The organism is Streptomyces sp. NPDC048295, assembly GCF_040652135.1.
Taxonomy (GTDB): domain Bacteria; phylum Actinomycetota; class Actinomycetes; order Streptomycetales; family Streptomycetaceae; genus Streptomyces.
Genome location: NZ_JBEZLL010000001.1, coordinates 545,746 through 557,935, shown reverse-complemented (window position 1 = coordinate 557,935; position 12,190 = coordinate 545,746). Strand labels below are relative to the sequence as shown.

General features: G+C 70.5%; 9 protein-coding genes. 1 reads left to right on the top strand and 8 read right to left on the bottom strand.

Annotated features, from left to right (window positions below; all coding sequences use genetic code 11):
- Nucleotides 1–115: 115 nt before the first annotated feature.
- From AB0D53_RS02420 to AB0D53_RS02400, 5 genes are all read right to left on the bottom strand, one after another.
- Nucleotides 116–2,515 (bottom strand): FtsX-like permease family protein, encoded by a 2,400-nt coding sequence (locus AB0D53_RS02420; protein ID WP_362438770.1) that lies wholly within the window; start codon nucleotides 2,513–2,515, stop codon nucleotides 116–118.
- Nucleotides 2,512–3,198, bottom strand: coding sequence for an ABC transporter ATP-binding protein (locus AB0D53_RS02415; RefSeq protein WP_362438767.1), 687 nt, complete (start codon nucleotides 3,196–3,198; stop codon nucleotides 2,512–2,514). Before AB0D53_RS02415 ends, AB0D53_RS02420 begins: the two co-directional genes overlap by 4 nt.
- Nucleotides 3,195–3,719, bottom strand: coding sequence for a PadR family transcriptional regulator (locus AB0D53_RS02410; protein WP_124716644.1), 525 nt, complete (start codon nucleotides 3,717–3,719; stop codon nucleotides 3,195–3,197). Before AB0D53_RS02410 ends, AB0D53_RS02415 begins: the two co-directional genes overlap by 4 nt.
- 69 nt (nucleotides 3,720–3,788) lie before the next feature.
- Nucleotides 3,789–4,034 (bottom strand): hypothetical protein, encoded by a 246-nt coding sequence (locus AB0D53_RS02405; protein ID WP_329818131.1) that lies wholly within the window; start codon nucleotides 4,032–4,034, stop codon nucleotides 3,789–3,791.
- Complete coding sequence (locus tag AB0D53_RS02400) at nucleotides 4,031–5,002, bottom strand: SPFH domain-containing protein (RefSeq protein WP_362438763.1); 972 nt, start codon at nucleotides 5,000–5,002, stop codon at nucleotides 4,031–4,033. Before AB0D53_RS02400 ends, AB0D53_RS02405 begins: the two co-directional genes overlap by 4 nt.
- Before the next feature lie 222 nt (nucleotides 5,003–5,224).
- Here AB0D53_RS02400 and AB0D53_RS02395 point away from each other — a divergent pair, with 222 nt between their 5' ends.
- The gene (locus AB0D53_RS02395; protein ID WP_362438760.1) at nucleotides 5,225–7,468 is read left to right on the top strand and encodes a transglycosylase domain-containing protein; all 2,244 of its coding nucleotides are present in this window, start codon (nucleotides 5,225–5,227) and stop codon (nucleotides 7,466–7,468) included.
- Nucleotides 7,469–7,543: 75 nt separating this feature from the next.
- On the opposite strand, the gene AB0D53_RS02390 is transcribed toward AB0D53_RS02395, so the two are convergent.
- From AB0D53_RS02390 to AB0D53_RS02380, 3 genes are all read right to left on the bottom strand, one after another.
- Nucleotides 7,544–9,013 carry a catalase gene (locus AB0D53_RS02390; RefSeq protein ID WP_362438757.1) on the bottom strand — a complete coding sequence of 490 codons (1,470 nt, stop codon included), beginning with the start codon at nucleotides 9,011–9,013 and terminating at the stop codon, nucleotides 7,544–7,546.
- A 147-nt stretch (nucleotides 9,014–9,160) separates the two neighbouring features.
- The gene (locus AB0D53_RS02385) at nucleotides 9,161–11,083 is read right to left on the bottom strand and encodes an ATP-binding SpoIIE family protein phosphatase (RefSeq protein ID WP_362438754.1); all 1,923 of its coding nucleotides are present in this window, start codon (nucleotides 11,081–11,083) and stop codon (nucleotides 9,161–9,163) included.
- 371 nt (nucleotides 11,084–11,454) lie between these two features.
- Nucleotides 11,455–12,153 carry a DUF402 domain-containing protein gene (locus AB0D53_RS02380; RefSeq protein ID WP_362438751.1) on the bottom strand — a complete coding sequence of 233 codons (699 nt, stop codon included), beginning with the start codon at nucleotides 12,151–12,153 and terminating at the stop codon, nucleotides 11,455–11,457.
- Between the last annotated feature and the right edge of the window lie 37 nt (nucleotides 12,154–12,190).

Here is a 12,190-nt window from a genome sequence, read left to right as displayed (position 1 = left end):
TCACCGTGCACGGCAGCGAATGTGGGCCGCGCCGCCCCGGTCTCGCGCTCCGCCTCCACATAACTCGCCAGCCGGGCCAGGTCATTGGCCGGGCACCCCCTCCACCACCGCCCCGTCACTCCGTACGCAGGCCCTCCGGGCGCATCATGCGCCACAGCGGCGGCAGCGACACCAGCGTGACCAGCAGGATCAGTGCCGCGCCCGCTCCGGTCATCGGCAGGAACAGCCACCAGTCGGTGACCTCCTTGCCGAGCATGGCGATCAGCGCGGCGCCCAGGCCGAGCCCGCCCGCCACGGCCACCGCCAGTCCGATGACCACCGGCACGGCGGTCTGCCAGAGCACCGACCAGGCGAGGGTGGAGCGCCGGGTACCGAAGGCGACCAGCACCGAGAGCAGCCGCTTGCGCTCGCGCAACTGCTCCAGCTGGGCGACCAGCATCGCGGCGGCGATCAGCAGCAGCGTCGCGGTCGCACCGACCTGGAGGCCGCGCTGCACACTGGCGTACTTCTCGTCACGCGCCACCGACTTGAGGGACGAGACCCGCATCGCGGGGTCGAGCCTGGCCGCGGTGTTGCGTACGTACTCCGCGACGTCCTCGACGCTCTCGTCGACCCGGATCTGCGACTGGGTGGTCGCGCCCGGCAGCGTGCTCGGGTCGATCGCGCCGGTGGTGGCCATGATGCCCCAGGAGTCCTCGCCCAGCGGATCGTGGCGGGCGACCACCGTCGGGGAGTCCGCGGGCAGGGTCCACCGCATCGTCTTCCCGCCGGGAGCGCTGCTGATCTCGACCTCCTTCCCCTTGCGGGCCGTCTGGTCGACCCAGTCGGACAGCTCCTTGTCCTTCCTGGGGTGGACCACGAAGGTGTCGCCGTCCGTGCAGGAATCGATCCGGGCCAGCTCGCGCAGGGTCCCGCAGTCGCCGACGATCAGACTGGTGGTGGGCTGGACGTCGTTCTCCGCGTACTTGCCCGGCCGGGTGACGTACACCTCGACCTTGCCGATGACGGCCTCGACCCCCTTGGTGGCCTTGAACTCCTTGATGGTCCGGGCGGCCGCCTCCGGGGTGACCTGCGCGGAGAACGTGTAGAACTGGGCCCGCGACGGGTCCTGCCCGGTCATCCTGTTGAACTCGTCGCCCACCGCCGCGAACAGCATCTGCAACGCCACCGCGCCCGCGACCGCGACCGTGATGCCGCTGACCGCGCGGGAGGCCGCGCCGCTGCTCAGCTGGAGCCTGCGGGTGGCCAGCTGCCAGGGCACCGGACCGCCGTGCAGCCGGTTCACGCACGCCTCGACCAGCCACGGCAGCAGCAGTGCGAGCCCGACCAGGACCAGCACGGCACCGGCCGCGATCGGGTACGGATCGACCGGGGTGAACTCGTCGACCCTGCCGGTCATGCCGAGCACCACCAGGCCCGCGACCGGCATCACCAGCCGCCACCAGAACCGGCGCCTGCGGTTGCGGCCGCCCCGTACGACGCCGAGCGGCTCGATCACCACCGAGCGCAGGGCGCCCAGCGTGACCACCAGCGCGGTCAGCGGTACGGCGACCACCACCAGCGCCGTCAGCCGGAGGTCGGGCACCAGGTCGGACGGGAAGACGCTGACGTCCCACATCTCGATGCGACCGACGAACCGACGCCCCACCAGGAAGAGCACCACACCGGTCAGCAGCCCGAGGAGCGCCCCGAACACGGCCTCGCCGGCCGCGATCCGGCGGGTCATCCGGATGTCCGTGCCGACCAGGCGCAGCGCGGCGAGCCGGCGGTCGCGGCGGTCGCCGCCGAACCGCACCGCCGTCACGATGAAGATCGCGACCGGCACCAGCAGCACCACGCAGATCATGATGATCAGCACGATGAGGACGGGCGGCATCTCCTCGCCCTCGCCCGGATTCCCGTAACCGGCGATCCGGTGACCGCCGTTGGCGGGGGTCAGGGTGTCGCTGCCCGCGTAGTAGACCAGGTCCCCCGGCGAGACCAGGCCGGAGTCGGCGATCGTGCCGGTGATCCGGAACGGCAGCCGTTCCCTGAGAAGGCTGCCCTCGGAGGAGTCCAGCAGCTCCTTCAGAGCGGGGGAGACCACCATCTCGTCCGCGCCGGGGAAGCGCGCGATGCCCGGCGGGACGACCGGACGCGCACCGTCCGGGCGCATCAGCCAGCCCTCGACAGTGCGGCCGCGGTACTCGGTCTCCGCATTGACCCGGAGCACCGAGGTGTCGGACTTCTTCGCCTGCGCGTCCGGCCCGCCCGGGACGGCGCTCTCGGCGCGGGCCTGGCTGCGCGCGGACCGCTCCTGGAGCAGATGCGGCGCGGAGGCGGCGGTCAGGAGCAGCGCCACACCGAGACCGACGCCGACGGCGGTCAGCACGGTGCGGATCCAGCCCTCGCGCCCGCCGCCCGCGGCGAACCGGATGCCGAGGCCGAGGTCGCGGAGCCAGGCGGCGACACCGGTGGGCGGAGCGGGCCGCGGCGGGGTCTCGGCCGGTGCGTTCTTCTGGTCGAGCAGGGTCATACCGCGTGCTCCAGGTCGCGGGTCCGGCCGTCGCGCACGGTGACGTCGCGGTCGGAGTACGCGGCGACCCGTGCCTCGTGGGTCACCAGGACCACGGCGACATTGGTGGACCGGGCGGCCTCGGTGAGCAGCTCCATGACCCGCTCGCCGTTGAGGGAGTCCAGGGCGCCGGTCGGCTCGTCCGCGAAGATCACCTTCGGGGAGGCGGCCAGCGCGCGGGCCACGGCGACGCGCTGGCCCTGGCCGCCGGAGACCTCGCCGGGGCGCTTGGAGGTCACGTTGTCGACCTCCAGGCGTTCCAGCCAGTGGCGGGCGGTGCGCTCGGCCTCCTTGCGCCTGGCGCCGGCCAGGCGGAGCGGCAGGGCGACGTTCTCGACACAGGTCAGCTCCGGGACGAGCTGGCCGAACTGGAAGACGAAGCCGAACTCGGTGCGGCGCAGGGCGCTGCGCTCGGCGTCCGACATGGCGGAGAGCTCGCGGCCCGCGTACGTGATCGTGCCCCGGTCGGGCGTGACGATTCCGGCGAGGCAGTGCAGCAGGGTCGACTTGCCGGAGCCGGAGGGGCCCATCACGGCGACGACCTCACCGGGGTGGATGGAGAACGAGGCGCCGTCGAGGGCGGGCGTCTGACCGTACGTCTTGTGCAGGCTGTCGGCGCTGAGCAGGGAACCGGCGAGGATCATGCGCCCACCTCCGCGGCGAGACGGTCGAGCCGTGCGGCGGTCAGTTCCAGCCAGCGCAGATCGGCTTCGAGGTGGAAGAGCGCGTGGTCGCAGATCAGCTGATCGGCGAGGTCGCCCTTGCGCTTGCGGTCGGTGAGGATGCGCATGAGGCGCAGGTGCTCGGTGCGCTGGGTGTCCAGCAGGGCCTCGGCGCTGCGGCCGGTGAGCAGGGCCAGGACGACCTTGGTGTAGAGCGTCGACTGCAGGTACGGCTCGGGCTTCTCCGGCTGCGCCAGCCAGGCGCCGACATCGGTGATCCCGGCCTCGGTGATCGCGTACCGCTTGCGCTCGGGGCCGCCGCCGCTCTCCACGCCGTCGACCTCGACGAGGCCGTTCTTGAGCAGCCGGGACATGGTCGAGTAGACCTGGCCGTAGTGCAGGGGGCGGTCGTGGCCGAACTTCTCGTCGAACGCGCGCTTGAGGTCGTAGCCGTGGCGGGGGCCGGACTCCAGGAGTCCGAGCAGGGTGTGGCCGATAGACATGCCGAGCACTGTACACGGCGTGTATACCTCTGGTGTATACCGGGCTCTCGCCCCCGGAATCCCCGGTGCTCAGCCGTCGGACGGGCCCGACGCGTCCTTCGGCGGCCGCCCCCGGCGGGGGATCGGCCGCGCCGTACCCGGTAGGCGGCCCGCCTCCGCCAGCGCCCTGCGCAGCAGGAACTCGATCTGGGCGTTCGCGCTGCGCAGCTCGTCGGAGGCCCAGCGGGCCAGCGCGTCGTGCACCGCCGGATCCAGCCGCAGCAGCATCTGCTTGCGCTGCGGCGGGGTCCGGCGGGCCGGGGTCTGTTCGGTCACTGGTAAAGAGTGCCCGTGTTCAGGACCGGCTGCGCCGCGCGGTCACCGCACAGCACCACCATCAGATTGCTGACCATGGACGCCTTGCGCTCCGCGTCGAGCTCGACGATGTCCTGCTCGGCGATCCGGGTGAGCGCCATCTCGACCATGCCGACCGCGCCCTCGACGATCTGCTGCCGGGCCGCGACCACCGCGCCGGCCTGCTGGCGCTGGAGCATCGCGGAGGCGATCTCGGGGGCGTACGCGAGATGGCTGAAGCGCGATTCGATGATCCGAACGCCGGCCGCCTGCACCCGGGCGGTGAGCTCCACGGCCAGCTTCTCGGTGATCTCCTCCGCGTTGCCGCGCAGTGAGAGGCCGCCCTCCTCGTGGGCGTCGTACGGGTACTCGATCGCGATGTGCCGGACGGCCGCCTCGGTCTGGGTGGCGACGAACTCCAGGAAGTCGTCGACCTCGAAGAGCGCCTGCGCGGTGTCCTCGACCTTCCAGACGACGATCGCCGCGAGCTCGATCGGATTGCCGTAGGCGTCGTTGACCTTCAGGACCGCGGTCTCGTGGTTGCGGACCCGGGTGGAGATCTTCCGGCTGCTGGTGAGCGGGTTGATCCAGCGCAGCCCGTCGGTGCGGATCGTGCCGACGTAGCGGCCGAAGAGCTGGATCACCCGGGCCTCGCCCGGTGCGACCATCTTCACACCCGTCATGCAGAAGAACGAGGCGATGACGAGCAGGACGCCGAAGATGCAGACCGGGATGCCCAGGCCGTTGTTCCCGTTGGAGCCGACGACGCCGCCGACGATCGCGAGACCGATGCCGGCGATCACCCCCAGCACGGTCAGCAGCAGGCCGAGGCCGCCGGGGATGCTGTGCGCCGTCACCTCTCTCACCTGCGGTTCGGGCATCTGCGGGGCGTCGGGTGCGAGGTCGGCCGCAAGGGTGGCCACATCGTGCGGATTGCCGTGGTCGGGCATGGGATCCCCCGTTTCGAAAGACTGACTCGGTGCTAGCAATGTGATTACACATTACCTGGGTTCGCAACCTTGGGCACCTGTCATGAGTCGGTTCCCTTGGGAACGGGTGCTGATTGTCACGTCCGCAAAAGACCGCATCGCTCGCTTTTTGTCCTTGCCGACGGTGTTAGCTGGTTCGGCTGAGCGGATCTGGTCGAGCAGAGAAACAGGAGCGAAACAGCGATGGGTCGAGCGGATGCGCGACGAGCCCAGCGGCGCGGAGCGCGGCGGGCCGCGAAGAGCGGCGGCATACGCAGACTCTTCACCTGGAAGAAGATGGTGGGCGCCTTCTTCGGACTCTGCCTGCTGATCATGGGCGCCTTCGTCGCGCTCTACATGTACGTGGACATCCCGAAGGCCAACGCCCTGGCCGAGCGGCAGAGCAACGTCTACCAGTACAGCGACGGGTCACTGCTGACCCGCACCGGCAACGGGGTCAACCGCCAGAACGTGGACCTGGCCGAGGTGCCCAAGGATGTGCAGCACACCTTCGTCGCCGCCGAGAACAAGTCCTTCTACGACGACAAGGGCGTCGACCTGAAGGGCACCGCGCGCGGCCTGATCAACACCCTCAGCGGCAAGGGCAAGCAGGGTGGCTCGACCATCACCCAGCAGTACGTCAAGAACTACTACCTGACGCAGGACCCGACGATCAGCCGGAAGCTCAAGGAACTGGTGATCTCGCTCAAGATCGAGAACAAGAAGGGCAAGGACTACATCCTCGCCGGGTACATCAACACCAGTTACTACGGGCGGGGCGCCAGCGGTATCCAGGCCGCAGCACAGGCCTACTACGGGGTCGACGCCAAGGACCTCAACGTCTCCCAGGGCGCCTACCTGGCCTCGGTGCTCCAGGCCCCCAGCCAGTACGACTGGCAGACCGCGAGCGAAACCGGCAAGAAGCTGGTCAAGGCGCGCTGGGGCTACACGCTCGACAACATGGTCGAGATGCACTGGCTCGGCAAGGCCGAGCGCGACAAGCTCACGTTCCCGTACCCGGACAAGGCCAAGCCCGCCAAGGGCATGGAGGGCCAGACCGGCTACCTCGTCGAGGCGGCCAACAAGGAGCTGGAGAAGCAGGGCATCACCGCGGAGATGCGGCAGGCCGGCGGCTGGACCTTCACGCTCAACATCGACAAGAAGCGGCAGAAGCAGCTGGAGCAGTCCGTCGACCGCCAGCTGGAGTCGAAGCTGGACCGCAAGAACAACAAGGTCGACGCGACCGTCCAGGCCGGCGCCACCTCGGTGGACCCGAAGACCGGCGCCGTCGTCGCGCTCTACGGCGGCGTGGACTACGTCAAGCACTACTACTCCAACGCCACCCGCCGGGACTACCAGCCCGCCTCCACCTTCAAGCCGCTGGTGCTCGCCTCCGCGCTGGAGAACGGGTCGAAGACCCAGGACGGCGACCTGATCGGCGTCAACACCCGCTACGACGGCACCAGCAAGCGGCCCGTGGTGGGCAGCGACACCCCGTTCGCCCCGGAGAACGAGGACAACCAGAGCTACGGCAGCGTCACCGTGCAGAAGGCGATGAACGCGTCGGTCAACTCGGTCTTCGCGCAGATGGTCGTCGACGTCGGCCCGCCCGCGGTGAAGAGGACCGCGCTCTCCCTCGGCGTACCGGACGAGAACTTCCCCGAGCGCCCCGCCATCACGCTCGGCACCATGAACGCCTCGACCTGGGACATGGCGGGCGCGTACGCCACGCTCGACAACCACGGCAAGAAGGTCACCCCGTTCATCGTGAAGTCGGCCAAGCACCGCGACCGGACGGTCGAGCCGGTCAAGGGCATCGGCAGCCAGGTGATCAGCCGCAAGTCCGCCGACACCGTGACCTCCGTCCTGACCGGCGTGGTGGACAGCGGCTCCGGCCGGGCGGCCAACACCTCGGCGTACGAGGCGGCGGGCAAGACGGGCACGTCGGAGAACAACAAGTCGGCCTGGTTCGCCGGCTACACCCCGGAGCTCACCACGGTCGTCGCGCTCTTCGGCGAATCGCCCAAGGACGGCGGCGGCCAGGTCAGCCTGACCGGTACGGCCAACTCCGGCCGGGCCAACGGTGGTGGCTTCCCGGCGCAGATCTGGGCGGACTACACCCTCGGCGCCCTGGGCGGCGGCTCCAGCGCCCGGTTCGACCTGGAGGACGTCGAGCGCGGCGAGGTGACCATGCCGACCACCCCGCCGACCACCCCCTCGCAGTCGGCGAGCACCGAAACCAGCCCGTCCCAGTCGCCGGACGTGCCCTCGCAGAGCCCGAGCCAGTCGCCCGACGTGCCGCCGAGCCAGTCCCCGGACGTGCCGCCGCCGAGCCAGTCCCCGGATGTGCCGCCGAGCCAGTCCCCGGGCCAGCCGGGCGGCGGCGTCCCCGGCAAACCGGCCGACGGCAACGAGAACAACATCGTCAACAACGCTCCCGCGCGGTGAGCGCCTGAGCCGGCGGTGAACACATGAGTCAGGGGCGGTGCCGGCCGGCACCGCCCCTGATCTCTGTCCCGCGTGTCAGCCGCCGTTGACCTTCTTGGCGATCCGGTCGCCGAGATCCTTGTCCACGTTGCGCCAGTACTGCAGCGCACGCTCCAGGACCGGAGCGCTCACACCGTCCAGCAGATGGCCGGAAATGTTCCCCACCATCCGCTCGCGGGCCGCGTCGTCGAGCACCTTGCGCACCATCGTGCCCGCCTGGCCCCAGTCGTCGTCCTCGCTGTGCAGCTTGTACGCCTCGTGGACCATCTCGCCCGCCGTGGCCCAGCCCGCCGGGTCGCCGTAGCGCGCGGTGTCCGCCGCCGGGCCGCCGTAGGAGTTCGGCGCGTAGACCGCTCCGGTACGGCTCGGCTCGTACCGCATCGGGCCGTCCTTCGCGTACGAGTTCCGGCCGAACCGCGGGCGGTTCGGCGGCAGCTGCGCGTAGTTCGGGCCGATCCGGTACCGGTGGGTGTCCGGGTACGAGAAGAGCCGGCCGAGCAGCATCTTGTCGGGCGACGGACCGATGCCGGGCACCAGGTTCGACGGCTCGAAGGACGCCTGCTCGATGTGGACGAAGAAGTCCTCCGGATTCTCGTTCAGCGTCATCCGGCCGACTTCGATCTCCGGGTAGTCGCCGTGCGGCCACACCTTCGTGAGGTCGAACGGGTTGAACCGGTAGTCCGGCGCGTCGTCGAACGGCATCACCTGGACATACAGCGTCCAGCTCGGGTGGTCACCGCGCCTGATCGCCTCGAACAGGTCGCGGCGGTGGACGTCGCCGTCCACACCGGCCATCCGGTCGGCCTCGTCCTGCGTGTAGAAGTCGATGCCCTGGTCGGTCTTGAAGCGGTACTTCACCCAGAACCGCTCGCCGCCCGCGTTGACCCACATGTAGGTGTGCGAGCTGTAGCCGTTCATGTTGCGGTACGTCTTCGGGATGCCCCGGTCGCCCATCAGCCACGTCACCATGTGCGCGGACTCGGGGGACAGGGTCCAGAAGTCCCACTGCATGTCGTGGTCGCGCACCGCGCTGTCCGGACGGCGCTTCTGCGAGCGGATGAAGTCCTGGAACTTCATCGGGTCACGTACGAAGAAGACCGGCGTGTTGTTGCCGACCATGTCGTAGTTGCCGTGCTCCGTGTAGAACTTCAGGGCGAAACCGCGGGGGTCCCGCCAGGTGTCCGGGGATCCCTGCTCACCGGCGACCGTGGAGAAGCGGGCGAGCATGGCGGTCTGCTTGCCCGGCTGGAACATGTCGGCCTTGGTGAACTGGCTGACGTCATTGGTCACCTTGAAGGTGCCGTACGCGCCGGATCCCTTGGCGTGGACCACTCGTTCGGGGACCCGTTCACGGTTGAACTGGGCCATCTTCTCGATGAGGTAGTGGTCCTGGAGCAGGATCGGTCCGTCGGCCCCGACAGTGAGCGAGTGTTCATCGCTCTCCACCGGGATTCCGGCGTTGTTCGTGGTGTAGGGGGTGTTTCTGGTCTTGGGTTCCTCGGACACGAGCGTCCTCCCGTCGGTGGGGGTTTCGGTCAGGTCGTCTCGTTCACGACTGAAGTCAAACCCGCCGACAGGAGGTCGGCAACATTTCGCTACCCTGCGTACAGGGCTCTGCCCCGTGCCCGTTCCGGACCCGCTCGCCCGGCCCTGTTACTGGCCCCGCGTCGGCATCTCGAACCAGACCACCTTGCCGGTGGAAAGGCGCGTCGCCCCCCACCGCCTGGCGAGCCGGTTCACCAGGAACAGTCCGCGACCGCCCTCGTCCATGTCACGCGCCCGGCGCTGCCGGGGCAGCTGCGGGGAGTCGTCACCGACCTCGCAGCGCAGGGTGTCGGTACGCAGCAGCCGCAGCGTCACCGGTCGCTCCGCGTACCGCACCGCATTGGTCACCACCTCGCTGACCAGCAGTTCCACCGAATCGGAGAGATCGTCGAGGCCCCAGCGGCCGAGCGCGCGGCGGGCCAGCCTGCGGGCCCGGCCCGGTGCGGTCTCCTCCGGTTCGAGGTGCCAGTACGCGACGTCGCTCGGCGCGATCCCGTCGAACCGGGCGGCGAGCAGTGCGATGTCGTCGTCCCGGTCGCCCGGACCGAGCATGTCCAGGACGTCGTCGCACAGCGCCTCCAGCGGCGGCGAGTGGTCCGGGCCGGTCAGCCGGGCGGTGGCGGCGAGCCGCTCGCGCAGCTGCTCGATCCCGGTCCAGACGTCCCGCAGCCGGGACTCCACCAGACCGTCGGTGTACAGCAGCAGCGTGGCGCCCGCGGGCGCGTCCAGCTCGACGGCCTCGAAGTCCACCCCGCCGACACCGATGGGGGCGCCCGGCGGCACCCGCAGCACCTCCGCACGGCCGCCCAGGTGGAGCAGGACGGGCGGCGGATGTCCGGCGTTGGCGATGGTGATCCGGTGCGCGACCGGGTCGTACACCGCGTACAGGCAGGTCGCCATGCGGTCGCTGCCGAGCCGCTGCGCCTGCTCGTCGAGGTGGTGCAGCACCTCCTGCGGCGGCAGGTCGAGCCCGGCGAGGGTCTGCGCGGTGGTGCGCAGCTGCCCCATGATCGCCGCGGACGTCATGGAGTGGCCCATGACGTCGCCGACGACCAGGGCGACCCTGCTCCCGGGCAGCGGGATCGCGTCGTACCAGTCGCCGCCGACCCGGGCCGTCTCGGCGGCCGGCAGATAGCGGGAGGCGAGCCGGACGCCGGTCGGCTGCGGCAGCGAGTCGGGCAGCATGGTGCGCTGGAGCTCGTCGGCGATGTACGCCTCGCGTCCGTACAGCACGGCCTTGTCGATGCCGAGCGCGGTGTGCGTCGCCAACTGGGCCGCGACCAGGAGGTCGTTGGACTCGAAGGGCGGCCGTTCCGTCCCGCGCAGGAAGACCGCGGCGCCGATCACCCGCCGCCGGCCTCGCAGCGGGGCGAGGATCGCGCGGTGTCCGGTGGGCACGGTCCGGCCGTTGCCGAGCAGCTCGGGCAGCGCGGCCCGGGCCGCCGCGGAGTCCCCGAAGACCGGCCGCACCCCGCGCAGCACCTCGGCCAGCGCGCCGCCCGAACGGACCTCGCACAGCTCGGCCGCGGGCGTCAGGTCGCCGTGCGGGTCGATGACCGGCAGCCGCAGGCGCTCGGTGTCCGGCGCGCTCTCCGTCTCCTCCTCGCTCAGCCGCAGCCGGTCGGACCGGCGCAGCCGCAGCACGAAGGGGGAGACCGGCCGCTCGTCGCCGACCGGGAGCGGGTCGCGGAGGTAGACCAGTATGGCGTCGGAGAACGTGGGCACGCTGGCCCGGCACAGGCCCAGCACGATCTCGTCCAGGTCTATGCCGCGGGCGATCCGCCGGGTGGCTGCCCCGACGAAGCGCAGCCGGTCGCCCTCGCGACGGGCCGCGGCCTGTGGATCGAGTCCTGCGGGGGCGACGCTCGCCGCCGGGCCGGCTCCCGCTCCCGGCGCCACGGCCGGGTTGGGGATCGCGGCGGAGGCAGGGGAAGCGGCCGGCGCGGCGTCCTGCTGCCGCGGCCGGGTGCGTTCCTGCGACCGGGCGGCGAGAGGCTGCCGGCCTTCGTGGGAGGTGGGGTGCTCCGTCACGCGTGGGGTTCCGTCCGTCCGGGCCGGTTGTATGAGGCAATCACCTGTTGGGGCGTTACTGTGCCCCGGCAGGAGCGGCGATAACAACGGCTGTCACCGGATGCCCCGGAACGAGGGGCTGAAACCGGATGCTTGCGGGGCGGGTCGGTGACAACGTTTCCGGCGACGGGGCGGGCAACAGCGAGCACGTCTCCACCCCCTGGTAGTGGTTCATACGATTCATACGACTGACGCGGCTCATACAGCTCATTCAGTGCGTGGTGCTCGTGCGGTGACTTGTGGTCAGGTCCGGTGCCGCGCATTCCGGTTGGAGTGGAGCGGCACTCCGGAGGACGATCCTACGTTTGTCCCCCTGGGGTGCATCAAGGGTCTCACGACGGCATACGCGCGGGGGTGCGGTCCCAGTCATCCGGAAGCGCGGGAACCCGCCATTGTGGATCGGGCCGCCAGTTCTCCCAGCCGTCGCGGAACGGGGCGCCCCAGTCCTGGATCACCTCGACGGCGGCCCGGCCCGCCTCCCGCACCCGCTGCGCGGTCCGCGGGGCCATCAGACCGGCGCGCTGCGCCATGGCGAACTCGTCCTCGTCGTGCCAGACCCAGCTGTGGTCGGGGCGGACGGAGATGTCGAGAAAGTGATCCTCGGAGTCGACGCCGCCCTGCCAGCGGGCGTGCGGTTCCTCCAGATTCACGTACCAGTTGCGGAACTGCCAGACCGGATCCCAGAACAGCCAGACGGACCAGGGCTCGCCGGGCCGGGCGAGCTTCAGCACGCCGTTCCCCAGCCAGGTGGAGCGGGCGGTGGTGCGCGGGGCGGTGTAGCGGGTGGCCAGCGGCTCGGCGTGCACGTCCCCGCCGTCCGCCAGCACCGGCTTCACGCACTCGGTGCCGGGCGCCACCCACACCGCGAGCAGTTCGTCGGTGTCCTGGACCACGGTGACGGGGCGGCAGATGTGGAACGGGTCCGGAGCACGCTCCGGCGCCCCGGCCCCGTCCGACACGCCGTTGCGGCGGTAGCGCCACAGGATCTGATCACCCGGCGCCCAGTGCTCGATGTCTCCCTTGCCTGCCATGGACGGATCTTAGAGGCCCCCGGAACCCCGCTGCCGC